The sequence below is a fragment of the Nocardioides marmotae genome, assembly GCF_013177455.1.
Lineage (GTDB): Bacteria > Actinomycetota > Actinomycetes > Propionibacteriales > Nocardioidaceae > Nocardioides > Nocardioides marmotae.
The window spans coordinates 4,013,928-4,037,233 of the sequence record NZ_CP053660.1; the positions used below are offsets into that span (position 1 = coordinate 4,013,928).

General features: G+C 74.5%; 23 protein-coding genes. 8 read left to right on the forward strand and 15 right to left on the reverse strand.

What is annotated here, in order from left to right; all coding sequences use genetic code 11:
* Positions 1–87: 87 nt before the first annotated feature.
* The 5 genes from HPC71_RS19075 to HPC71_RS19095 form a co-directional block, all read right to left on the reverse strand.
* Positions 88–1,143, reverse strand: a complete 1,056-nt coding sequence (locus tag HPC71_RS19075) for a hypothetical protein (protein WP_154616638.1) — start codon at positions 1,141–1,143, stop codon at positions 88–90.
* On the reverse strand, positions 1,144–1,761 hold the full coding sequence (locus tag HPC71_RS19080) for an RNA polymerase sigma factor (protein WP_154616637.1): 618 nt from the start codon (positions 1,759–1,761) through the stop codon (positions 1,144–1,146).
* A 95-nt stretch (positions 1,762–1,856) separates the two neighbouring features.
* Positions 1,857–3,275, reverse strand: coding sequence for an adenylosuccinate lyase (gene purB, locus HPC71_RS19085; protein WP_171897066.1), 1,419 nt, complete (start codon positions 3,273–3,275; stop codon positions 1,857–1,859).
* 38 nt (positions 3,276–3,313) lie between these two features.
* Complete coding sequence (gene purD / locus HPC71_RS19090; protein WP_216656469.1) at positions 3,314–4,609, reverse strand: phosphoribosylamine--glycine ligase; 1,296 nt, start codon at positions 4,607–4,609, stop codon at positions 3,314–3,316.
* On the reverse strand, positions 4,606–5,889 hold the full coding sequence (locus HPC71_RS19095; RefSeq protein WP_154612612.1) for an adenylosuccinate synthase: 1,284 nt from the start codon (positions 5,887–5,889) through the stop codon (positions 4,606–4,608). The genes purD and HPC71_RS19095 overlap by 4 nt, the downstream gene beginning before the upstream one ends.
* A gap of 195 nt (positions 5,890–6,084) precedes the next feature.
* On the opposite strand from HPC71_RS19095, the gene HPC71_RS19100 reads away from it, so the two are divergent.
* Positions 6,085–6,996, forward strand: coding sequence for a diacylglycerol/lipid kinase family protein (locus HPC71_RS19100; protein WP_154612611.1), 912 nt, complete (start codon positions 6,085–6,087; stop codon positions 6,994–6,996).
* A gap of 45 nt (positions 6,997–7,041) precedes the next feature.
* Here HPC71_RS19100 and HPC71_RS19105 read toward each other — a convergent pair whose 3' ends face one another.
* Positions 7,042–8,034, reverse strand: coding sequence for a helix-turn-helix domain-containing protein (locus HPC71_RS19105; protein WP_154612610.1), 993 nt, complete (start codon positions 8,032–8,034; stop codon positions 7,042–7,044).
* Between the two features lie 298 nt (positions 8,035–8,332).
* Between HPC71_RS19105 and lysS the strand changes: the two genes are divergently transcribed.
* On the forward strand, positions 8,333–10,057 hold the full coding sequence (gene lysS / locus HPC71_RS19110) for a lysine--tRNA ligase (protein ID WP_216656471.1): 1,725 nt from the start codon (positions 8,333–8,335) through the stop codon (positions 10,055–10,057).
* 74 nt (positions 10,058–10,131) lie between these two features.
* Here the strand turns inward: lysS and HPC71_RS19115 are convergent, their stop codons facing one another.
* Positions 10,132–11,124 (reverse strand): YeiH family protein, encoded by a 993-nt coding sequence (locus HPC71_RS19115; RefSeq protein WP_154616635.1) that lies wholly within the window; start codon positions 11,122–11,124, stop codon positions 10,132–10,134.
* A gap of 101 nt (positions 11,125–11,225) precedes the next feature.
* Between HPC71_RS19115 and HPC71_RS19120 the strand changes: the two genes are divergently transcribed.
* Entirely contained in the window at positions 11,226–12,146 is a 921-nt protein-coding gene (locus HPC71_RS19120; protein ID WP_154612607.1) for a LysR substrate-binding domain-containing protein, read from the forward strand.
* Here HPC71_RS19120 and HPC71_RS19125 read toward each other — a convergent pair.
* Positions 12,119–12,541 carry a DUF3151 domain-containing protein gene (locus HPC71_RS19125; RefSeq protein ID WP_154612606.1) on the reverse strand — a complete coding sequence of 141 codons (423 nt, stop codon included), beginning with the start codon at positions 12,539–12,541 and terminating at the stop codon, positions 12,119–12,121. The genes HPC71_RS19120 and HPC71_RS19125 overlap by 28 nt on opposite strands.
* A gap of 37 nt (positions 12,542–12,578) precedes the next feature.
* On the opposite strand from HPC71_RS19125, the gene HPC71_RS19130 reads away from it, so the two are divergent.
* On the forward strand, positions 12,579–14,093 hold the full coding sequence (locus tag HPC71_RS19130) for a DHA2 family efflux MFS transporter permease subunit (RefSeq protein ID WP_257866246.1): 1,515 nt from the start codon (positions 12,579–12,581) through the stop codon (positions 14,091–14,093).
* A 258-nt stretch (positions 14,094–14,351) separates the two neighbouring features.
* Here HPC71_RS19130 and fbaA read toward each other — a convergent pair whose 3' ends face one another.
* Positions 14,352–15,383: a class II fructose-bisphosphate aldolase gene (gene fbaA / locus HPC71_RS19135; RefSeq protein WP_171897067.1), complete on the reverse strand. Its 1,032-nt coding sequence runs from the start codon at positions 15,381–15,383 to the stop codon at positions 14,352–14,354.
* A gap of 83 nt (positions 15,384–15,466) precedes the next feature.
* On the opposite strand from fbaA, the gene HPC71_RS19140 reads away from it, so the two are divergent.
* Positions 15,467–15,961, forward strand: coding sequence for a DUF2867 domain-containing protein (locus tag HPC71_RS19140; protein WP_154612603.1), 495 nt, complete (start codon positions 15,467–15,469; stop codon positions 15,959–15,961).
* A gap of 8 nt (positions 15,962–15,969) precedes the next feature.
* Positions 15,970–16,461 (forward strand): SLOG cluster 4 domain-containing protein, encoded by a 492-nt coding sequence (locus HPC71_RS19145; RefSeq protein WP_253943799.1) that lies wholly within the window; start codon positions 15,970–15,972, stop codon positions 16,459–16,461.
* A 23-nt stretch (positions 16,462–16,484) separates the two neighbouring features.
* Here the strand turns inward: HPC71_RS19145 and HPC71_RS19150 are convergent, their stop codons facing one another.
* Together HPC71_RS19150 and HPC71_RS19155 are read right to left on the reverse strand one after the other, a co-directional pair.
* Complete coding sequence (locus HPC71_RS19150; protein WP_154612602.1) at positions 16,485–17,063, reverse strand: dienelactone hydrolase family protein; 579 nt, start codon at positions 17,061–17,063, stop codon at positions 16,485–16,487.
* A 69-nt stretch (positions 17,064–17,132) separates the two neighbouring features.
* Positions 17,133–17,780, reverse strand: a complete 648-nt coding sequence (locus HPC71_RS19155) for a TrmH family RNA methyltransferase (RefSeq protein WP_154612740.1) — start codon at positions 17,778–17,780, stop codon at positions 17,133–17,135.
* A 93-nt stretch (positions 17,781–17,873) separates the two neighbouring features.
* On the opposite strand from HPC71_RS19155, the gene HPC71_RS19160 reads away from it, so the two are divergent.
* On the forward strand, positions 17,874–18,635 hold the full coding sequence (locus tag HPC71_RS19160) for a DedA family protein (RefSeq protein WP_253943800.1): 762 nt from the start codon (positions 17,874–17,876) through the stop codon (positions 18,633–18,635).
* 163 nt (positions 18,636–18,798) lie between these two features.
* On the opposite strand, the gene HPC71_RS19165 is transcribed toward HPC71_RS19160, so the two are convergent.
* Complete coding sequence (locus HPC71_RS19165) at positions 18,799–19,485, reverse strand: DedA family protein (RefSeq protein WP_253943801.1); 687 nt, start codon at positions 19,483–19,485, stop codon at positions 18,799–18,801.
* The gene (gene pyrE, locus HPC71_RS19170) at positions 19,482–20,063 is read right to left on the reverse strand and encodes an orotate phosphoribosyltransferase (RefSeq protein WP_154616633.1); all 582 of its coding nucleotides are present in this window, start codon (positions 20,061–20,063) and stop codon (positions 19,482–19,484) included. Before pyrE ends, HPC71_RS19165 begins: the two co-directional genes overlap by 4 nt.
* A 45-nt stretch (positions 20,064–20,108) precedes the next feature.
* Here pyrE and HPC71_RS19175 point away from each other — a divergent pair, with 45 nt between their 5' ends.
* A complete protein-coding gene (locus HPC71_RS19175) occupies positions 20,109–21,311 on the forward strand; it encodes a pyridoxal phosphate-dependent aminotransferase (protein WP_284438245.1) in 1,203 nt (400 codons plus the stop codon).
* Positions 21,312–21,331: 20 nt separating this feature from the next.
* Here the strand turns inward: HPC71_RS19175 and HPC71_RS19180 are convergent, their stop codons facing one another.
* Together HPC71_RS19180 and HPC71_RS19185 are read right to left on the reverse strand one after the other, a co-directional pair.
* Positions 21,332–22,123 (reverse strand): DUF4064 domain-containing protein, encoded by a 792-nt coding sequence (locus HPC71_RS19180; protein WP_154616632.1) that lies wholly within the window; start codon positions 22,121–22,123, stop codon positions 21,332–21,334.
* 40 nt (positions 22,124–22,163) lie between these two features.
* Positions 22,164–23,294, reverse strand: coding sequence for a hypothetical protein (locus HPC71_RS19185; protein ID WP_154616631.1), 1,131 nt, complete (start codon positions 23,292–23,294; stop codon positions 22,164–22,166).
* Positions 23,295–23,306 lie beyond the last annotated feature (12 nt).

Here is a 23,306-nt window from a genome sequence, read left to right on the forward strand (position 1 = left end):
GGCACCCCGCCTCACCCGCACCCACGCGGAACCACGAGGGCCCGGACACCACGGTGTCCGGGCCCTCGTGCATGGCGCGTCGGCGGGTCAGCAGCCGAGCCCTTCCTTGAAGCCCTCGGGCACCCGCCCGGCCGCGACCTGGTCGGCGTAGTCCCAGATCACCTCGGCGTAGTCGCCCTCGCGCTCCATCTCGAGGAGCACCGGCCACTGCCGCGAGCTCACCAGCACCGCGGCCGCCTCCTCGACGCGTCCCTGGTCACCGGCCCGCCGGGCGTCGCGGAGCTCCTGCAGCCAGGCGCAGGCGACCTTCCCGGCGACGTCGGCCCCCAGGTGGTAGCGGTCGGCCTGGTCGGAGGTGATCGGCGGCTGCTCCTCGCCCGGCGTGCGCTCCTGGCCGCTGGCCGCGGCGATCCCGTCGAGCATCTCCTCGACCACCGCGTCGCGCTCGCTCGCCGTCACGAACTCGTCGGGGAGCGCCTGCTCGAACCCGGCCTCGTCGACGAACCGCAGGTCGCCGAGCAGGTCCTCGAACGCGCTGCGCGGCATCCCGCTGCCGCGGACCTCCAGCGTGAAGCCGTCCTCGACGGGACGGATGACGGTGTGGTCGTCAGCGCTGTAGGGCCACAGCTGGGCGGTGCGGCCGAGCAGCTCCACCGGGTCGCCGTCCGCGGGCGGGTCGACGATGTGGCGGCGGTCCTCGACGTAGTCCTCGTAGAGCGCACCGGGCCGCCAGCTGACCTCGAGGGAGGCCTGCCCGCGCTCGTAGGAGACCTCACCGCCGTTCCCGTCCGCCTCCTCGTAGACGTGGGTGACGCTCCAGCCGGGCACGTCCAGGACGGCGCGGTACGCCGGGGCGTCGGCCGGCGCCTCGGCCCCCGACCGCGCCGCCGGCGCGCCGGGCGCGGCCGCCGGCTCGCCACCGGAGGGCCACCACAGCGGCCCGGTGGCGACCACCGCGACGGCGGCGGCCGCGGCGAGGGGCACCAGCCAGGCGGTGCGGCGGGGCGGCGCGGCCCCGGTGTCGGTCATGGGGTCGGGCGTGCGGTCGGTGACGGGGGTGCTCATGATCTCCTCCAGGAGCTCGGCCCGCCCGGAGGTGATCGGCAGTCGGCCGACCGCGTCGTCGCTGATCTTGGGGTCCATCTACCGCTCCTTCCGGATGAGCTGGGGTGTGCTGGGGAGATGTCCGGCCGAGGCCGGACCGTTGCGCGCTTCCGGCAGGTCCGGCCTGCCCGGCCGTTCCGGCCCCTCGGGGAGCAGCGCCCGCAGGCGGGCCCGCGCCCGCGACAGCCGCGGTCGCACGACGACAGTGGTGAGCCCGAGCACCTCGGCGATCTCCCGCGGCTCGAGCCCTTCCCACAGGTGCAGCTGGAGGACCTCCTGGTCGCGGCCGCTCAGCCGCCGCATGGCCGCGGTGACGTCCGTGCGCTGGACCACGTCGGTGCTGGGGTCGGGCGCCACGGTCGCCAGCTCGCGGCGCAGCCGGTCGCCCAGGGCGCTGCGGCGCCCCTCGCCCCGCCGGTGGTTGGCCAGGACGCGGCGGGCCACGCCGTACAGCCACGGCCGCGTCTCCGGCTCGGCCGGCGCGTGCGCGAGCCGGCGCCACGCGACCAGGAACGTGTCGGCGGCGACGTCGGCGGCATCCTCGGGGCGGTCGACCCGGCGCAGCGCGAAGCCGAGGACGGCGTCGAAGTGCGCGGCGTACAACCGCCGGAACGCGTCCTCGTGCGCACCCTCACCTGCTCCACTGCCCGGGCTCATGCCTGGCTCATGTCCGGCAGCGCCGGGGTCGTTGCACGCCGGTCGGTGCTGGTCTAGAGCGCTGGGTCTAGAGGGCTGGGTCTAGAGGGCTGGGTCTAGAGGATCGCGCCGGGGGCGTACGCCGCGGCCTCGGGGTGCCGCTCGGTCACGGCCGCCACCCGGCGTACGACCTCCTGCACCTGGGCGACCGCGGCGCCGGTGAAGGTGATCGGCTCGGCGACCAGCGAGGCCAGCTGGTCGGCCGAGAGCCCGAGGCGCGGGTCGGCGGCGAGCCGGGCGAAGACGTCGTTCTCGGCCTGGCCGCGACGCATGTCGAGCGCCGTGCCGACCGCGGCCTCCTTGATCGCCTCGTGCGCGGCCTCGCGGCCGACACCGTTGCGGACCGCGGCCATCAGCACCTTGGTGGTGGCGAGGAAGGGCAGGTAGCGGTCGAGCTCGCGCTGGATGACCGCCGGGAACGCGCCGAACTCGTCGAGCACGGTGAGGAAGGTCTGGAAGAGCCCGTCGACGGCGAAGAACGCGTCGGGCAGCGCGACCCGGCGGACGACGGAGTCGGAGACGTCGCCCTCGTTCCACTGGTCGCCGGCGAGCTCGCCGATCATCGAGAGGTAGCCGCGGGTGACGACCGCGAGGCCGTTGACCCGCTCGCAGGAGCGGCTGTTCATCTTGTGCGGCATCGCCGAGGAGCCGACCTGGCCCTCCTTGAACCCCTCGGTCACCAGCTCGTTGCCGGCCATCAGGCGGATCGTCGTCGCGAGGTTCGACGGGCCGGCCACGAGCTGGACGAGCGCGGAGAGCACGTCGAAGTCCAGCGAGCGGGGGTAGACCTGACCCACGCTGGTGAGCACCCGGTCGAACCCGAGGTGGTCGGCGACGCGCTGCTCGAGCTCGGCCAGCCGCGCCTCGTCGCCGTCGAGCAGGTCGAGCATGTCCTGGGCGGTGCCCATCGGGCCCTTGATGCCGCGCAGCGGGTAGCGGCCGAGCAGGTCCTCGACCCGGTCGAGAGCCACCAACATCTCGTCGGCGACGGTCGCGAAGCGCTTGCCCAGCGTCGTCGCCTGCGCCGCGACGTTGTGGCTGCGCCCGGCCATCACGGTCAGCTCGTGCTCGGCGGCGAGCCGGGCCAGCCGCGCGAGCGTCGCGACCGCGCGGTCGCGGATGATGCGGAGCGACTGGCGGACCTGGAGCTGCTCGACGTTCTCGGTCAGGTCGCGCGAGGTCATGCCCTTGTGGACGTGCTCGTGGCCGGCGAGCGCGCAGAACTCCTCGATGCGCGCCTTCACGTCGTGGCGGGTCACCCGCTCGCGGGCCGCGATCGAGGCGAGGTCGACCTGGTCCACGACCGCCTCGTAGGCCTCGACGACCCCGTCGGGCACCTCGATCCCCAGGTCGCGCTGGGCCTTGAGGACGGCGATCCACAGCTGCCGCTCGAGGACGACCTTGTGCTCCGGCGACCAGATGCCGGCGAGGTCGGGAGCGGCGTACCGCGTGGCCAGGACGTTCGGGACGCTCACGCCGCGGATTCTCCCACGGCGCCCACGGCCGGGTCGCCTCAGTCCGCGAGGACCGCGGCGCCCTCGACGACGCCGAGCGGCTCGGCGGCGATGTCGGAGCGGCGCTGCATGCCGGGGAAGGAGATCTCCTCGGCGGCGGAGTACGCCGCGGCGCGGGCCGCCGCCACGTCGGCGCCGGTCGCGCGGACCGCGAGGACGCGGCCGCCGGCCGTGACCAGGGCATCCCCGTCGAGCGCGGTGCCGGCGTGGATCACGTCCACGTCGGCGCGGGCCGCGGCCCGGTCGGCGCCGGTGATGACGTCGCCCTTCGAGGACGACTCGGGGTAGCCGGCCGAGGCGAGCACGACGCTGACCGCCGCGCCGGTGCGGAAGCGGGGCGGGGCGACCTCGTCGAGACGACCCTCCGCGGCGGCGAGGAGCAGCTCGCCGAGCGGGGAGTCGAGCAGCGCGAGCACCGGCTGGACGTCGGGGTCGCCGAAGCGGACGTTGAACTCGATGACCCGCGGGCCGGCGGCGGTCAGCGCGAGCCCGACGTAGAGGCACCCGCGGAAGGGCGCCCCGCGACGGGCCATCTCGTCGAGGGTCGGCTGCACGACGGTGGCGACGACGAGCGCGGCGAGGTCGGGCGGGGCCCACGGGAGCGGCGAGTAGGACCCCATGCCGCCCGTGTTCGGCCCGCGGCCGCCGTCGTGGATCCGCTTGAAGTCCTGGGCCGGCTGCAGCGCCCGGGTGGTGGCGCCGTCGCACACCGCGAACAGCGAGACCTCCGGGCCGTCGAGGAACTCCTCGACGACGACCGTCCCGCACGTGGCGGCATGGGCGAGCGCCTCCGCGCGGTCGGTGGTGACCACGACGCCCTTGCCGGCGGCCAGCGCGTCGTCCTTGACGACGTACGGCGCCCCGAAGGCGTCGAGGGCCTCGGCCACCTCGGCGGGGGTCGAGCACACCCGCGACCGCGCGGTCGGCACGCCGGCCGCGGCCATGACCTCCTTGGCGAACGCCTTGGACCCCTCGAGCCGCGCGGCCGCGCGCGAAGGACCGAAGCAGGCGATCCCGGCCTCGGTCACCGCGTCCGCGACGCCCGCGACGAGCGGGGCCTCCGGACCGACGACGACGAGGTCGACGCCCAGCCCGCTCGCCAGGGCGGCGACGGCGGCCGGGTCGCCCGGGTCGACGTCGTGCAGCGTGGCGACGGCGCCGATGCCGGGGTTGCCCGGAGCGGCGTGCACCTCGCTCACGGCGGGGTCCCGCGACAGGGCGAGCGCGAGCGCGTGCTCCCGGCCGCCGGTGCCGACGACCAGCACGCTCGAGGGGCCGCTCGAGGGGGCCGTCACGGGTTGACGACCACCGTCTGCTCGCGGCCCGGGCCCACCCCGACCGCCCAGATCTTGGTGCCCGACAGCTCCTCGAGCGCCTGGACGTAGCGCTGGGCGTTGACCGGCAGCTCCTCGAAGGAGCGGCAGCCGGAGATGTCGGTGCCCCAGCCGTCGAAGTACTCATAGATCGGCGTGGCGTGGTGGAACTCGGTCTGGGTCATTGGCATCTCCTCGTGCCGGACGCCGTCGATCTCGTAGGCGACACACACCGGGATCCGCTCCCAGGCACCGAGGATGTCGAGCTTGGTGAGGAAGTAGTCGGTGAGCCCGTTGACCCGCGAGGAGTAGCGGGCGACGACCGCGTCGTACCAGCCGCAGCGGCGGGTGCGGCCGGTGGAGACACCGATCTCGCCGCCGAGCTTCTGGAGCTGCACGCCGTCCTCGTCGAAGAGCTCGGTGGGGAACGGCCCGGCCCCGACGCGGGTCGTGTAGGCCTTGATGACGCCGATGACCCGGTCGATGCGCGTGGGGCCGATGCCGGCGCCCGTGCACACCCCGCCCGCGACCGGGCTGGAGGAGGTCACGAACGGGTAGGTGCCGTGGTCGACGTCGAGCATCGTGGCCTGGGCGCCCTCGAAGAGCACCGTCTGGCCGCGGTCGAGCGCCTGGTTGAGCAGCAGGGAGGTGTCGGCGACCATCGGCCGCAACCGGTCGACGTACGCCGTCAGCTCCTCGACCACCGCGTCGACCTCGATGGCGCGACGGTTGTAGATCTTGGTCAGCAGGTGGTTGCGGACGTCGAGCGCGGCCTCGATCTTCTGCCGCAGGATCTTCTCGTCGAACAGGTCGGCGATGCGGACGCCGTAGCGGTTGACCTTGTCGGAGTAGGCCGGGCCGATGCCGCGGCCGGTGGTGCCGATCTGGTTCTTGCCGAGGAAGCGCTCGGTGACCTTGTCGATCGTGGAGTGGTAGGAGGCGATGACGTGGGCGTTGGCGCTCACGACCAGCCCGCCGATCTCCACCCCGCGCTCCAGGAGCCCGTCGAGCTCCCGGAAGAGGGCCTCGGGCGAGACGACGACGCCGTTGGCGATGACCGAGGTGGCGCCCGGCGTCAGGATGCCGCTGGGCAGCAGGTGGGTGGCGTACTTCTCGCCGTTGATGACGATGGTGTGGCCGGCGTTGTGGCCGCCGCTGGTGCGGACGACGTAGTCGATGGGGTCGGTGGTGGCCAGCAGGTCGGTGGCCTTGCCCTTGCCCTCGTCCCCCCACTGGGCTCCGAGCACGACGATCGCGGGCATGCGTGACTCCTCACGTGATGGCTCTCGCGCCATGGAAAAGGCCCCGGGTGCAGCAAGGCTGTCCGGGGCTCTTGCGACGACACGTTACCAAGAACGACCGCAGGTCGGCCTCCTGGCCGCGGCCCGGCGCGGGCACGCGCGCGACCTCGACGTCCTCGGGGACGCCGCGGGGGTCTCGACGCTAGGGTCGCGGCGATGGATCCACTCCTGGTGATCACCAACAGCGACGCCGGCACCGACGACGAGCTGCAGCTCGAGCGAGCGCTGGCGATCCTGCGCGAGCGGACGTCGGTGGAGGTGTGCGCCACCTCCGACCCCGGCGAGCTCGACGGGGTGCTCCACCGGGCGGGGTCCCGCCGCATCGTCGTCGCGGGAGGCGACGGCAGCATGCACGCCGTCGTCGCCGCGCTCCACCGCCGCCGCGAGCTGTCCGAGGCGGTCCTCGGACTGCTGCCGCTCGGCACGGGCAACGACTTCGCCCGCGGCAACGACATCCCCCTCGACGTCGAGGAGGCCGCGAGGGTCGTCCTGCACGGCCGGCCCCGTCAGATGGACCTGATCCTCGACGAGGTCGGCGAGATCGTGGTCAACAGCGTCCACGCCGGCGCGGGCGCGCAGGCCAGCCGGCGCGCGGACCGCTGGAAGGACCGGTTGCACCGGGTGGGCGTGGGCGGGGTGAACCTCGGCAAGCTCGGCTACCCGATCGGCGCGCTGATCGCCTCGGTCAAGCCGCCCTACGTGCGGCTGCGGGTCGAGGTCGACGGCGAGGTCGTCGTCGACTACGACGAGCCGATCCTGATGATCGCGGTCGGCAACGGCTCGTCCGTCGGCGGCGGGACCGAGCTGGTCCCCGAGGCCGACGCGCGCGACGGGCTGATGGACGTGATGATCGCCCGCACGGTCGGCCCGCTGCAACGCGTCGGCTACCTCGCCGCGCTGGTCCGCGGCACCCACCACGAGCGCGACGACGTGCTCTACCTGCGGGGCCGCCAGGTCACCATCGACGGCGAGGAGTTCTACTGCTCGGCCGACGGCGAGGTCTACGGGCCCGAGCGGCGGCGCACGTGGCGCGTCGAGCCCGCGGCGTACTGCCTGGTGCTGCCGTAGGCAGTCGCTGGAGCGGACGTCAGGACCAGCAGTCGGAGTCGGCCGCTAGAGCCAGCCGCGGCGGGCGGCCTCCACTCCGGCCTGGAACCGGGTGTCGGCGCCGAGCTCGGCCAGCAGGTCGGCGACCCGGCGCCGCACGGTCCGCAGGCTGACCCCCAGCCGGCGGGCGATCTGCTCGTCCTGGGCGCCCGCGGCGAGCTGCTGGAGCAGGAAGCGCCGCAGATCGGGCCGGGCGTCGGCGCGCTCGAGCTCGGGGACGGGCAGGGCCCGCTGCCACATCGAGTCGAACCACAGGGTCAGCGCCTGCACCAGCCCGCGCTCGCGGACCAGCGAGCGGGGGTCGTCGGCGGTGCCCAGCGGCTCGGGGACCACGGCGTGGGTCGAGCCGACGATGAGCATCCGGGTCGGCACCTGCGGCAGCACCCGGACCTCCTCCCCGATGGCCACCCGGTGGGCGAGGCCGTCGCGGGCGTCGGCGAGGGTGCGGACGGGATAGATCCCGCGGCACCGCCGGCCCTGCGCGACCGCCTTCGCGACGACCTCGGCGTACGCCGGCTCGGCCGGCCCGCGGAAGGGGTCGGGCCGCAGCCACCGGACCTCGCCGGTGCTGCGCTCGACCAGCGACCGGAGCAGCTCGACGGGGCTGCCGCCGCCGCTCACCTCGCCGTCCAGCGGGCGCACGCCCTCCGGTCCGCCCCCGAGGGGGCGCCCGCGCCTGGTCATCAACGGCACCGCGGCCGCGAGGTCGGTGAGCCGGGCGTGCGCCCGCTCGGCGGTCGCCGCGGTCTCGGCCAGCACCCGCACCACCGCCTCGGTGGGGCTGTCCACGAAGACCCGGTCGTCCTCGACGCGCACGATCCCGTGCTCCATGAACGGCTGGAGGTCGCGCAGCAGCTCCGCGGGGGTGCGCATCAGCGCGGCGGCCACGGAGACGACCTCACGGCCGCTCTGGGCGCGGACCCGCTCGTAGAAGTGGTCGTCGTCGTCGCCGAGGCCCAGGGCCTCGAGCAGGGTCGCGGGTACGCGCGGGCCGGCCATGGCGCCACCGTAGTTGGCATCTTCCGGACACCGGCAGCCACGTGCCCGGACTGGCCTGGAACGGCCAGGCATGCTTGGCGCGTACGTCGACAGGGCCGGCCGCCGGACTCGGGGGAGGCGGCGACCGGCGCGGCCCGCGTCGGGGGACGCGGAGGCCGGTCGGCGTGCCGGAGGGTGTCGGGACCGCCGCAGGGGACGGTTCCGGCGCCCTCCTCCCCCGGCGGTAGCGTGGGTCCTCGTCCCAGGCCGCCCCTCGAGCAGAGGCGGCCCCCACCCGACGTACGTTCAGGAGCGAACCGTGGCCCGAGGCAACCGGTCCGACCAGGGCGCCGACCCCACCGACTGGGTGACCCGTGCGGCCGACGACGCGATCCGGCACGCGGGCATCGGGGAGGGCGAGGACCGCCTGATCACCTGCGCGTCCGGCGCGAGCCCCTCCGGCCCGATCCACCTGGGCAACCTGCGGGAGTTCCTCACCCCGCACCTGGTCGCCGAGGAGATCCGCCGCCGCGGGCTCCGGGTGCGCCACCTGCACAGCTGGGACGACTTCGACCGCTTCCGCAAGGTCCCGGCCGGGGTCCCGGCCTCCTGGGCCGAGCACATCGGCCGCCCGCTGTCGGCCGTGCCGGACCCGTGGGAGTGCCACGAGTCGTGGGCCGAGCACTTCAAGGCGCCCCTGCGCGCCGCCCTCGCCGAGATGGGCGTGGAGATGGAGGAGGTCTCCCAGACCGAGCGGTACCGCGCCGGCGCCTACACCGAGCAGGTCCTGCACGCGATCCGCCACCGCGACACCATCGAGGAGGTGCTCGCCAAGCACCGCACCAAGAAGGCCGAGCCGGTCGCGGAGAACGACCAGGAGGCCGCGGCGCTCGCCGACTCCGTGGCCGAGGCCGACGAGCCCGCCGGCAGCGGGTCGCTCGCCCGGTTCCCCTACAAGCCCTACTGCCGCGAGTGCGGTCGCGACACCGTCGACGTGACGGCCTACGACGACGAGACCACCGACCTGGCCTACACCTGCGCCTCGTGCGGGTTCACCGGCGTGACCAACGTGGCGACCCAGCACGAGGGCAAGCTGGTCTGGAAGGTCGACTGGCCGATGCGCTGGTCGGTCGAGGGCGTCGACTTCGAGCCCGGCGGCCTCGACCACTCCACGCCCGGGTCCTCCTACACCGTCGGCAAGGAGCTGGTGAAGCGCGTCTTCGACTTCCGCGCCCCCTCCTACGTCGCCTACGCCTTCGTCGGCTTCGCCGGCATGCAGAAGATGTCCTCCTCCGCCGGCGGCGTGCCGACCGCCGCGGACGCGCTGAAGGTGCTCGAGGCCCCGATCCTGCGGTGGCTCTACGCCCGGCGGCAGCCCAAGCAGGCCTTCAACATCGACTTCGGCGCCGAGGTCGTCCGGTTGTACGACGAGTGGGACTCCCTGGGCCGCAAGGCCGCCGACCCCGCCAAGCGCGACGCCCAGGTGCTCGCCTTCGAGCGCGCCTCGGCCACCGCCGCCGCCGGCACCCTGCCGACCCCGCCGGTCGTCGTGCCGTTCCGGCTGCTCTCCTCCGTCGCCGACGTGACCGCCGGCAGCGCCGAGCTGATCAGCGGGATCGTCGACCGCGCCGGGTACGCCCACGACTCCGTCGAGGACCTCCAGCCCCGGCTGGGCCGGGCGATGACCTGGACCGCGGAGTTCGTGCCCGCCGAGGACCGCACCACCGTCCGCGAGGAGGCCGACGCCGAGCGGCTCGCCAACCTCTCCGAGGACGAGCAGCGCTGGCTGGCCCAGCTGCTCGACCGGCTGCCGGCCGAGCTCGACGTCGACGACACCACCGCCCTGGTCTACGGCGTGCCGAAGCTGGCCCGCGGGCTCGCCCTCGACGACGCCCCGACCGACGAGGTCAAGGCCGACCAGAAGGCGTTCTTCCGGCTGCTCTACGAGCTCCTCGTCGGCGCCGAGCGCGGCCCGCGACTGCCCACGCTCTTCCTCGCGCTCGGCTCGGACCGGATCCGGCGCCTGCTCACGCCGCCGGCCTGAGGGGTTCGGCCCCCGGTCGTTAGCTGGCGGTCGATGGCCGGTGGCTGGCGGCCGGCGGTCGATGGCCGCCGGGCTCAGCCGACCAGGTAGGCCGCGGGCAGCCCGAGCAGCGCGACGACCGCGGTCGCGACCGCGGCCAGGGCGACCAGCCGGCGCCCGGTCCGCCGCAGGGCGGCGGGGTCGAGCGAGCACCCGAGGGCGAACATCGCGGTGGCCAGCGCCGCGGACTGGACCTGCGCGGCCGCGTCGAGCGCCACGTCCGGCAGCGGCACGAGGGTCCGCAGCGCCACGAGCCCCACGAAGGCGAGCACGAAGCCGGGCACGAGCGGCGGGCGGCGTACGCCCTCGGCGGCGGTGTCGGTGTCCGCCTCCGTCTCTCGGCGGGCGCGCACCGCGACGACCGCGAGGACCGGCGCGAGGAGGAGCACCCGGCCGAGCTTGACCGCGACCGCGACCTGGAGCGCCGCGCTCCCGAGCAGGCCGCCGGCGACGACGACCTGGCCGACCTCGTGCACCGAGGCCCCGGCCCAGGCGCCCGCCGCCACCGGCGAGAGCCCGAGCGCCGAGCCGAGCAGCGGCACGGCGAGCATGGCGGCGCTGCCGCAGACCACGACGAGGGCGACGACCCGGGCGACGTCCTCGGCACGGCCGCGCCGCACGCCGTCGAGGGCCGCGACCGCCGCCGCGCCGCAGATGGAGAAGCCGCAGGCGACGAGGAGCCCCTGCTCGGGAGGTACGCCGAGCAGCCGGGCCGCGAGCAGGGTGCCGGCGATGCCGAGCGCGACGACGCCGACCACGACCGCGACGACCGGCCAGCCCAGACCGAGGACGTCGGCGAGCACCAGCTGGAGCCCGAGCAGCGCGACCCCGACGCGCAGGACGGTGCGCGAGGCCGTCGCCAGCCCGGGGCGCACGGCCTCCGGCAGCCGGCCCGACGCCGCGGCGGCGAACCCGAGCAGCACCGCCACGAGCGTGGAGCCCAGACCCGGCACGAGCGCGTGCACGGCGAGGGCGGCGCCGCCGGCCGCAGCGGCCAGCGCCAGCCCGGGGACACGTCGATCGACCATGCCTCCAGCCTCCGGCCGGGACGGGCCGCACGGTAGCCGTCGATCGAGCGGGGACTCATACGTTCTTGATATGAGCAGTCGGCAACTCATACGCTGGACGCATGAGCACGCCGCTGGACCTGACCGGCCTCGACCTGCTGGTCCGGGTCGCGGAGACCGGGTCGGTCGGGGCCGCCGCCCGTCAGGTCGGGATGGCCCAGCCCAACGCCAGCCGCGTGCTGGCCAAGCTCGAGCGGCAGCTGGGCCTCACCCTGCTCGTCCGCACCACGGCCGGCTCCCGGCTGACCACCGAGGGCGAGGTGGTGGTGGCGTGGGCGCGCGAGGCGCTCACCGCGGTCGACCGGGTGGTGCTCGGGGCCCGCTCGCTGGCGGCCCAGCGCCAGGCCCACCTGACGGTCGCGAGCAGCCTCACCGTCGCCGAGCACCTCGCACCGCGCTGGCTGGCCCGGTTCCGCCGCGACCACCCCGACCTCCACGTCAGCCTGGACGTGGGCAACTCCCACCACGTGCTGGAGCGGGTGGTCTCGGGGCGCGTTCCGCTGGGGTTCGTGGAGTCACCGACGGTGCCGCGGACCGTCGCCTCCACCGCGGTCGCCCGCGACCGGCTGCTCGTGGTCGTCGGGCCGACGCACCCGTGGGCCCGGCGGCGTACGCCGGTGACGGCCGCGGAGCTGGTCGCCTCCGACCTGGTGGTGCGCGAGGCCGGCTCGGGCACCCGCGAGACGCTCGTGCGCGCGCTCGACCTGGCCGGCCACGCGCTCGGCGAGCAGCGCCTGGAGCTGGCCAGCACCGCGGCGGTCAAGGCGGCGGCGGCCGAGGGCGGCGCGCCGGCGGTGCTGAGCGAGCTCGCAGTCGCCGCGGAGCTTGCGACCGGCCAGCTGGTCGACGTACCCGTCGCGGACCTCGACCTCAGCCGCGCGCTGCGGGCGGTCTGGCTGCCCTCGCGGCGGCCGGAGGGCCCGGCCGCCGCGTTGCTGCGTCTGGCCCGGTCGGGTCAGGCGTCGCCGAGGAGCTCGGCGTAGGCCGTCGGGGAGGAGTCGCGCAGGAAGTCGCGGCACCGCTCCCACTCGTCGGTCTCGCCGATCGCGCGCGCGGCCTTGGCGAGCAGGGCCAGGCAGGTGAGGAAGCCGCGGTTGGGCTCGTGCTCCCACGGGACCGGGCCGTGGCCCTTCCAGCCGTTGCGGCGCAGCAGGTCCAGGCTGCGGTGGTAGCCGACGCGAGCGTAGGCGTAGACGGTGACCGGGTCCGCGTCGGCCGCCACCGCCTCCCCGGCGAGCGCGGCCCAGGCGACCGGCGACGCCGGGCTGCGGCGTACGACGTCGACGGGCGTCTCCCCGGCGGCCAGCGCGTCGGTGGCCGGGTCGGCCGGGAGGTGGGTCGGCGGGGGGCCCGCCATCAGGTCGCGTCCGATGGTCATGGGAAGCATTGTCCACGGGGCGGTGTTCACTGAGCTCGTGACCTCGACCGCATCCACGACCGCCGCGCCGGACGCCCCGGAGAAGGACCCCTGGCCGGCCCTCTTCGCCCTGTGCCTGGGCTTCTTCATGATCCTCGTGGACTCCACGATCGTCTCGGTCGCGACCCCGGCGATCATCGAGGACCTGCAGGCCGACGTGAACGCGGTGGTCTGGGTGACCTCGGCCTACCTGCTGGCGTACGCCGTCCCGGTGCTGATCACCGGCCGGCTCGGCGACCGGTTCGGACCCCGGCGGATGTACCTCATCGGGCTCACCGTCTTCACCCTCGCCTCGCTGTGGTGCGGCCTGACCGGGTCGATCGAGGGCCTGGTCGCCGCCCGCGTGGTCCAGGGCCTGGGCGCGGCGATGATCACCCCGCAGACGATGGCGATCATCACCCGGATCTTCCCCGCCGAGCGGCGCGGCAAGGCGATGGGCCTGTGGGGCGCGACGGCGGGCGTGGCCACCCTCGTCGGCCCGATCCTCGGCGGCGTGCTGGTCGACGCGCTGGGCTGGGAGTGGATCTTCTTCATCAACGTCCCGGTCGGGATCGTCGGGTTCGTGCTCGCCCTGCGGCTGGTGCCGGTCCTGCAGACCAACAGCCACCGCTTCGACTGGCTCGGCGTGGCGCTCAGCGGCGTCGGCATGTTCCTGCTGGTCTTCGGCGTGCAGGAGGGCCACCAGCTCGAGTGGAGCGCCCTGGTCTGGTCGATGATCGTCGGCGGCATCGTCTTCCTGGCCCTCTTCGTCGGCTGGCAGGCCCGCAACCGCGCCGAGCCGCTCGTGCCGCTCAGCCTCTTCCGCGACCGCAACTTCTCCCTGGCCAACGTCGCCATCAGCGCGATGGGCTTCGCGATCACCGCGATGGCGATCCCGCTGATGCTCTGGGCGCAGGTGGTCCGCGGCCTCAGCCCCACCCGCGCCGCGCTGCTGCTCGTGCCGATGGCGGTGATGTCCATCGCCCTCGCGCGACCCGTCGGCGGGATGACCGACCGGGTGCACCCGCGGCTGCTGACCGGCTCCGGGCTCGCCGCGATCATCGTCTCGCTGGTGTGGCTGGCGCTGCTGCTGGGCCCCGACGGCTCGGTGCTGTGGCTGGTCCCGCCGATGCTGCTGCTCGGCATCGGCAACGCCTTCGTGTGGGCGCCCAACTCCGCGACCGCCACCCGCAACCTCCCGCTGCAGCGGGCCGGCGCCGGGGCGGGCGTCTACAACGCCACCCGCCAGGTCGGCGCGGTCCTCGGGGCCGCCGCGATCGGCGTGCTGATCGACGCCCGGCTCGCGGCCGAGGGGCTGCCGCCGTACGGCGGGGGCGAGGCCGGCGCCTCGGCCGCCGGCGCGCTCCCTGCCCCGGTCGCCGCGGCCTTCAGCGACGCGATGGGCACCTCCCTGCTCCTCCCGCCGGCCGTCCTCGTGGTCGGCCTGCTCGCCGCGCTGTGCTTCGAGCGGCCCGGGCACGCCGGCTTCGGCGGCGGCTCGGTCGCGCCGGTCCCCGCTGCCGCGGCCGACTGAGCCCCCGCTCCGCCCCGCGCTCGGGCTCGGGCTCGGGCTCGGGCTCGGCGGGGCCGGGCCGGGGTGTCGGTTCATCAAGGTATGCAGCCGAACCGACACTCCCCTCGGTGAGCTCACCGTGGGAAGTGACGGTTCATCAAGGTATGCAGGCGAACCGACGCCGGCCCGCCCGCCGGCTTCCCTGCATACCTTGATGAAACGACAGCGGCGGCGGCCCCGAGAAGGGGACCGCCGCCGCGACGCGGACAGGTGGTGAGGTCAGCCGAGCGTGGCGCCGGCGGAGCGCAGGTGCTCGCAGGCCTCGACGATGCGGGCGGCCATGCCGGCCTCGGCGGCCTTGCCCCAGGCGCGGGGGTCGTAGGTCTTCTTGTTGCCGACCTCGCCGTCGACCTTGAGGACGCCGTCGTAGTTGGTGAACATGTGCGCGGCGACCGGTCGGGTGAAGGCGTACTGGGTGTCGGTGTCGATGTTCATCTTCACGACGCCGTAGTCGACGGCGGCGGCGATGTCCTCGGCCGAGGAGCCCGAGCCGCCGTGGAAGACGAGGTGGAAGGGCTTGGCGCCGGCCTCGAGGCCGAACTCGGAGACGACCGCCTCCTGCGCCTCCTTGAGCACCTCGGGGCGGAGCTTGACGTTGCCGGGCTTGTAGACGCCGTGCACGTTGCCGAAGGTCAGCGCGGTCATGTAGTAGCCCCGCTCGCCGTACCCGAGCGCCTTGGCGGTCGCGATCGCGTCGGCCGGGGTGGAGTAGAGCTTGTCGTTGATCTCGTGGGCGACGCCGTCCTCCTCGCCACCGACGACACCGACCTCGATCTCGAGGATGATCTTGGCCTCGATGCACTTCTCGAGCAGCTCGGTGGCGATGGTGAGGTTCTCCTCCAGCGGCACCGCGGAGCCGTCCCACATGTGCGACTGGAAGAGCGGCGCCTCGCCGCGCTGGACCCGCTCGCGGGAGATCTCGAGCAGCGGGCGGACGAAGCCGTCGAGCTTGTCCTTGGGGCAGTGGTCGGTGTGCAGCGCGATGTTCACCGGGTAGTTCTTGGCGACCTCGGCGGCGTACTGCGCGAAGGCGACGGAGCCGCTGACCATGTTCTTGACCGACGGGCCCGAGAGGTACTCGGCACCACCCGTCGAGACCTGGATGATGCCGTCGGAACCGGCGTCGGCGAAGCCCTTGAGGGCGGCGTTGAGCGTCTGGGAGGACGACACGTTGATGGCCGGGAACGCGTAGGCGTTCTGCTTGGCCGCGTCGAGCATCTCGGCGTACTTCTCGGGGGTCGCGATGGGCACAGCGGGCTCCTCCATGGACGGGCAGGACTCGGACAGGCGCGAGGCCAGGATTCTGCTCGCAGACTAGTGGCTACCTGCGGGTCATGCTCCGCCGCACCTCGCTGCGCACCACCCGCCGCGCCAGCACCGTCCCGCTGCCCGCCCAGCACGCCTGGGCCGTCGTCGCGTGCGGCCTGGCAGGCCCGCGGTGGTACGTCGACGCCGGACCGCTCGTCGTCCGGGGGCTCATCGACCGGCTGGCCGGCGGGGGCGGGCGCCGCTGGCCGGTGCCGGACCGGCCCGAGCTCCTCCGCGGCGACACGGCCGGCTTCTGGCGGGTCTGGGAGGTCCAGGACGACCCGGGGGCGGGCCCCCGCCGGCTGGTCCTCGTCGCCGACGTCCGCTCGCCGGGCCGGGTCACCCTGACCACGACGGTCACGCCGACCGGCGCCGTCACCTGCCGGATCGAGCAGCAGGTGCGGCTCGACCCCGACGGGCTCCTCGGCGCGGCGTACCTCCTCGTCGACCTGCCCGCCCGGGAGACCGTCGCCGAGCTGGTCCACCGCCGCCTGCTGCACGACGTGCTCCGGGACCGGTGAGGGACGCGGTGACGGCCCCGGAGATGGACGCAGCCGGGCACGGCCGGTACGTCGCCGTCGTCGGGCCCGCGGACAGCGCCACCGCGGGGCAGCTGGCCGCGGCGACCGAGGTCGGGCGGCTGCTCGCCGAGGCGGGCGCCGTCGTGCTGACCGGCGGCCTGCACGGCGTGATGCGCGCCGCGGCCACGGGCGCCCGGGACGCCGGCGGCACCGCGATCGGGCTGCTGCCGGGCCGCGATCGAGCTGCCGGGTCACCGGAGCACACGTTCCTGCTGCCGACCGGGCTCGGCGAGCTGCGCAACGGGTTGCTGGTCCGTGCGGCCGACGCCGTCGTCGCGGTCGGCGGCAGCTGGGGGACGCTCAGCGAGATCGCGCTCGCCCGCCGTACCGGCGTCCCGCTCGTGCTGCTCGACCCCTGGGACCTGCCCGACGACGTCGGCACCGTGGTCGGCTCGCCCGCCGAGGCCCTGACCGCACTGGGGCGTGCCCTCGGGGCGTGAAGCTCGCTGGTCAGTGCAGCTGGTCAGTGCAGCCGGTCGAGGAACTCCAGGACCCGGTCGGCCACCAGGCCGGCGGCGTCCTGGTCGTAGCCCGGCAGCCCGCTGTCGGCGAAGAGGTGCACGTCGCCGGGGTAGGTGAACAGCTCCACCTCGGCCACCCCGGAGCCGGCGAACTCCCGCGCGGCGTCGAGGTCGCCCTCCTGGGCGAAGAACGGGTCGGCGTCCATCCCGTGCACCTGGGCGGGGACGCCCGCGGGCCAGCTGCCGAACTCCGACGGCGGCACGAACGACTCCATCAGCACCGCCCCGCGCGCGCCGGGACGGGTCTGCGCGAGCTGCTGGGCCGGCAGCACGCCGAGGGAGAACCCGGCGTAGACCAGGCCCTCGGGCAGCCCGTCGACGGCCGCGCGGGCGCGGTCGAGGACGGTGGCGAAGCCGACCTCCTGCGCGTGGGCGACGCCCGCCTCGATGGTCTCGAAGCGCGCGCCGTCGAAGAGGTCGGGGGTCTCCACGGTGTGCCCCGCGGCCCGGATCCGGTCCGCGAACGCGCGGACGCCGTCGGTGAGACCCAGGGCGTGGTGGAAGAGGACGAGGTCGGCCATCCACCCATGGTGGACCCGACCACCGACATCGGTCGAGGGTCGGGCGGGGGCAGGTCGAGAGCCGAGCGCTCAGCCGCGCCAGGCGCTCTCGTCGGAGAGGTCGGCGTGGGCGCGCACCCAGGAGTGCATCGCGATCGCGGCGGCGGCGCTGGCGTTGATCGAGCGGGTCGAGCCGAACTGCGCGATCGAGAAGGTCCCGTCGCACGCCGCCCGCGCGCCCTCGCTCAGCCCGGGCCCCTCCTGCCCGAAGAGGAAGCAGACCCGCCGCGGCACCTCCATCGTCTCCAGGTGCGCCGAGCCCGGCAGGTTGTCGATGCCCAGCAGCGGCACCGGCCCGCCCGGCAGGTCGCGGAGGTACGCCGCCAGGTCGGCGACCGTCGGGTGGTGCCGCACGTGCTGGTAGCGGTCGGTGACCATCGCCCCGCGCCGGTTCCACCGCCGGTTGCCGACGATGTGGACCTCCGCGGCGAGGAAGGCGTTCGCCGAGCGCACGATGGTGCCGATGTTGAAGTCGTGCTGCCAGTTCTCGATCGCCACGTGGAAGTCGTGGCGGCGGGTGTCGAGGTCGGCCACGATCGCCTCGACCGTCCAGTAACGGTACCGGTCCACGACGTTGCGGCGGTCGCCCTCGGCCAGCAGCGCGGCGTCGTACTGCTCCCCCGTCGGCCAGGGACCCTCCCAGGGGCCGACGCCCACCTCGACCGGGCCGTGCGGCATGGGGTCGTACGGCGCCCGGCGGTCCTCGTCCACGGGCCGTAAGACTAGGCGGGCGACCGGCCGCGCCCGTGACCCGGCCGATACGCTGGCACGGTGAGCGCGCTCGTGGGAGGCCTCGTCCTCCCCTCGCCGATGATGCTCGGCCTCGACTTCCTGGACCCGCAGTGGCTCCTCTCCCAGTTCGGGGCGGAGCTGTTCTGGATCAGCCTGATCATCGTCTTCGTCGAGTGCGGCCTGTTCTTCCCGTTCCTGCCCGGCGACAGCCTGCTCTTCGCGCTGGGGATCTTCATCGCCACCGGCCAGATCGACCTGTTCCCGGGCACCCGGCTGGTCGAGCTGGGCATCGCGATGGTGCTGATGGTGCTCGCCGCGTGGCTGGGGAACGTCACCGGCTACGAGATCGGCCGACGGATCGGTCCATCGCTGCGCGATCGCGACGGGCGGGTGCTCAAGCAGAAGTACTTCGACCAGACCGAGGTGTTCTTCGACCGGCACGGCAACAAGGCGCTGGTCATCGGCCGCTTCGTCGCCTTCGTGCGGACCTACATCACCGTCGTCGCCGGCATCACCGGCATGCCGCGGCGGCGCTTCTACACCTGGAGCCTGGTCGGCGGGATCTGCTGGGTCATCGGGGTCACCTGCCTGGGCTACTTCCTCGGCCACACCGTCCCGTGGCTGGAGAGCAACATCGACCTGATCTTCCTGGTCATCCTCGCCTTCACCGCCGTGCCGATCGCCTACGAGTGGTGGCGCCACCGCCGCACCGACAGCCCGCTCGCCGACGACAACGACCACGACGGCCGCCCCGACCGCGACATCACCGGCGCCTCCGTCCCGCCGCGGCACGGCTCCTGAGCCTCGGGGCGGCGTTGTAACGCAACGTTCGCCGCTGTAACGCAACGTTCGCCGCTCTTCCTGCACGCTGCAGCGTGCATCAAGAGCGGCGAACTGTGCGTTACATGGCCGGCGCCGACCCCGAGGACGGCGCGGAACGGGAGGCGCCGGGACGCCGGCGGGGTCAGGTGGAGCGGCGCTCGTGGCGGATGGCGCGGACGCGGACGACCAGCCACCAGCAGACGGCGGCGAGGACGGTGCCGATGACGATCCATTGGAAGACGCCGACGTACTCCTCGACGCGGTGCCACTGCTCGCCGAGCCAGTAGCCGGCCAGCACGAAGACGGTGTTCCAGATCGCCGAGCCGGCGAGGGTGAGCAGCAGGAACTGGCCGAACGGCATCCGCTCCAGCCCGGCGGGCACCGAGATCAGGCTGCGGAAGATCGGGATCATCCGGCCGAAGAACACCGCCTTGCGACCGTGCCGGCCGAACCACGCCTCGGTCTTCTCCAGGTCCTCGACCTTGACCAGCGGGAGACGCTCCCAGACCCAGTAGATCCGCCGGCGGCCGATGAGCACGCCGAGCACGTAGAGCAGCATCGCGCCGACCACCGAGCCGGCGGTGGTCCAGCCGATCGCCTCGGCGAGGGTGAAGCTGCCCCGGCTGGCGGTGAAGCCGGCCAGGGGCAGGATCAGCTCGCTGGGCAGCGGCGGGAAGAGGTTCTCCAGCGCGATGGCCAGCCCGGCGCCGGGCGCGCCGAGCCGCTCCATCAGGTCCACGGCCCAGCCGGCGACCCCGTCGAGGTCCTGGGAGTCCCCGGAGGAGGACGCGGCCAGGACCGCGCTGGTCAGGACGGCGGCGGCGGTCACGCGGTACCGGCGGCGTCGGTGGCGGTGGCGGTGGCCGCGGCGCGGGCGGCGTCGAGGTCGGCCTTGGTCAGCACCGCGCGGATCTCCAGCCCGAGGTCGGCGAGCGGCTGCTCCCCCGCCGGGCTGCGGTCGATCGCGCAGACGACGACCTCGACCAGGGCGCCGGCCTCGCGCAGCGCGAGCGTGGCGTCGCGGACGGCCCCGCCGGTGGTGATGACGTCCTCGATCAGCGTCACCCGGCGGCCCGCGACGGCGGGCCCCTCGGCGAGCTTGCAGGTGCCGTACTCCTTGGCCTTCTTGCGCACGAACAGCGCCGGCGTGCCGGTCATCCCGCTCACCGACGTCGCCAGCGGCACCCCGCCGAGCTCGAGCCCGCCCACCAGCTCGGTGTCGTGCGGGAGCAGCTGCACCATCTCCCGGGCCACCCGCTGGAGCAGGATCGGGTCGGCCTCGAAGAGGTACTTGTCGAAGTACTCCGGGGCCACCTGCCCGGACCGGAGCGTGAAGGTCCCGGTCAGGCGGCAGCAGGCGTCGATGTCGGCGGCGAGCGAGTCGTCGGTCGTGGTCACGGCCGCCATTGTCGCGCACGCCCCCACAGGCTCGGGCTGCGTACCCTGGCCGGCGTGGTGACTCCCCGCACGGCCGCCCGCACGGCCGCCCGCACGGCCGCCCGCACGGCCGCCCGCCTGCACGGCATCCCGCCGACGATCTTCACCGAGATGTCGGCGCTCGCGCTGCGGACCGGGTCGGTCAACCTCGGCCAGGGCTTCCCCGACGCCGACGGCCCCGCCTCGGTGCGCGAGGCGGCGGTGGCCGCGCTGCGCGAGGGGCACAACCAGTACGCCCCGGGCCCCGGCGTCCCCGCACTGCGGCAGGCCGTCGCCCGCCACCAGCAGCGCCACTACGGCCTCGAGCTCGACCCCGACACCGAGGTCGTGGTCACCACCGGCGCCACCGAGGGGATCGCCGCGGCGCTCCTCGGCCTGGTCGACCCGGGCGATGAGGTGGTGGTGCTCGAGCCCTACTACGACTCCTACACCGCGATGATCCAGATGGCCGGAGGGGTACGCCGCCCGGTCACGCTCCGCGCGCCGGACTTCCGCCTCGACCCCGACGAGCTCCGCGCCGCGGTCGGCCCGCGCACGAAGCTGATCCTGCTGAACTCCCCGCACAACCCGACCGGGACGGTGCTGACCCGCGCGGAGCTCGCCGCGGTCGCGGAGGTGGCCGTCGAGCACGACCTGGTCGTCGTCACCGACGAGGTCTACGAGCACCTCACCTTCGGCCACGAGCACGTGCCGCTGGCCACCCTGCCCGGCATGCGCGAGCGCACCCTGACCCTCTCCAGCGTCGGCAAGTCCTGGTCGCTGACCGGCTGGAAGGTCGGCTGGGCCACCGGCCCGCGCGAGCTCGTGGGCGCGCTGCTGGGCGCCAAGCAGTGGCTGACGTTCACCTCCGGCGCGCCGCTGCAGCCGGCGGTCGCCCGGGCGCTCGACGAGGAGGCGGAGTGGCCGCTGGAGCTGGCCCGCGACCTGCGCGAGCGGCGGGACCTGCTCTGCGCGGGGCTGGCCGAGGTGGGGATGGACGTGCGGGTGCCGGAGGGCACCTACTTCGCGATCGCCGACGTGGCGGCGTACGGCTGGGAGGACGGGCGGGCCTTCTGCCTCGCGCTCCCCGAGCGGGCCGGGGTGGTGGCGATCCCGGCGGTGGCCTTCCACGACGACGTCGAGGCGGGCCGGCACCTGGTGCGGTGGGCGTTCTGCAAGGACGCCTCGGTGATCGAGGACGGCCTCGCGCGGTTGCGCGAGGCCGACCTCGGGGCCTGATCCGGCCTGATCTCGGGAGATCAGCCCCAGGGCTGGGAGGTGCCGGGGGGCAGCTGCTCCTGCTGCTGCTGCCCGCGGCGGGCGAACCAGTCGCCGGCGCCGCCGACGAAGAGCAGCACGATCACCGCGATCGAGGCGATCAGCGGCACCGCCGAGACGACCGAGACGATGCCGACCAGGCTGAACAGCGCGGTGATGGCAGCGCTGATGACGAGCAGGATGCGGGCGACGTTCGAGCGGCGCATCGCGAGCACCGCGAGCACGCACGCGATCACCGACCAGAGGCACAGCACGATCATGATGACGATGAGGAACCCGGTGAGCTCGTCGCCGGTCGGCATGTTGGTGCCGTCGAAGGCCGGGTCGTCCTCGATCGTGCGTCGCAGGTCATCGGCGAGGGAGTCGCGCGCGACGATCAGCGCCACCGCGACCAGCCCGTAGAGCAGGGCCGAGAGGCCGGCCGTGATCAAGGTGATGACCGCGGCCGCGGTCACGGTGCCGGGGCGCTCGTCGGGGTCGCGGGGGGCGGTGCCGTACGCCGCGCCGTAGGGCTGGCCGTACGGCTGCTGGCCGGCGGGCGGCTGGCCGTAGGGGGCCTGGCCGTACGGCGCCTGGCCCGGGGCCGGCTGCTGCCCGGCGGGCGACTGGCCGTAGGAGTCCTGGCCGTAGGGGTTCTGGCCGGAGGAGTTCGGGCCGTAGGGGTTCGGGGCCTGGTCCGGGGCGGAGGGCTGCTGCGCGGGGTCCGACTGGTCCGCGGGTCGCTGACCGTAGGGGTCCTCGTCCGGCGGGGGCGATCCGTAGGGGCTGCTCATGCCCACCAGTCTCCCAGAACTCCCCGCAGAACCCGCGGCGTCAGCGTCGGGGCGCGGTGGCGAACCACCGGCGCGCCTCGGGGCGCGCGAGCAGGAGGAGCGCGGCCACGCAGATGGCGAGCGGCGCGAGCGCGAGCGGGTCGCCCAGCAGCACGCTGGCCAGGCACAGCACCGAGGCGAGGGAGGCGGAGACCACGAGGACGATCCGGGCCCAGGGGGCGCCGCGCCACGCGAAGGCCGCCGCGACGGCGGCCAGCACCGACCAGACGATCACCAGGATCCCGGTCACCAGGACCGCGTCGCGGATCGCCGAGCTCGACAGGTCGCCCTGCTGGAGGTCTCCGCTGCGGCGCACCTGCTCGGTCACGAACTCCGGCGCGGCGAGCACCGCCAGGACCGCCATGCCCATCCCGAGCGCGGCCAGACCGGTGCCCACCCAGGTGAGCACGCAGGCCCAGACCACGCCTGGGGGACGGGCGCGGTCCTGCGCGGCGGGCGGCCCGGCCGGCGGCCACGGCTGGCCCTGATGCTGGTAGTGCTGGCCGGGCTGCTGGCCGGGCTGCTGGGCCGGCTGCCCGGCGGCGGAGGTGCCGAACCCCTGCCAGGCGCGCGGCTCGGCCGCGGGCCGCTGGGCCGGGGCGTCCGCGGCGCGGTCGAGATTGCGGTCGACCCGCTCGGCCGGCTCGGCCCGGTCGGCCCGCTCGGGACGGCCGCCCCGCTCGGGGCGCTCGGGGCGGGCGGGCGGCTCGGTCCCGTCGAACCAGGAGCGGGTCGGCTGCATCCACAGCACGACCACCGCCGCGGCCACGACCGAGGAGACGAACCCGCCGACGGCCATGCCGGTCACGAAGAGCGGCACGGCCAGCAGCGAGAGCGCCACCCGGGAGCTGCGGGAGCGCTGGAGGACGTAGAAGCCGAGCACGGCCATCGCTGCGGCGCAGGCGCCGGCGGTCATCGACAGCACCCGGAGGACGTCGAGGACCTCGCCGGTCTCCAGCCCCAGGCCGTCGCCGGGCGGGACCGCGAGGAACTCCTCGACGCCCTCGCGGGTCTCGAGGCTGGTGAGCCCCGAGACCCGCTCGAAGACCGAGAGCACCACGAACAGCGAGCCGCCCATGATCATCCAGGCCGACATGGTCGCCTGGCGGGGACGGACGGGCTGATCACTCATGGCGCCAGTCTC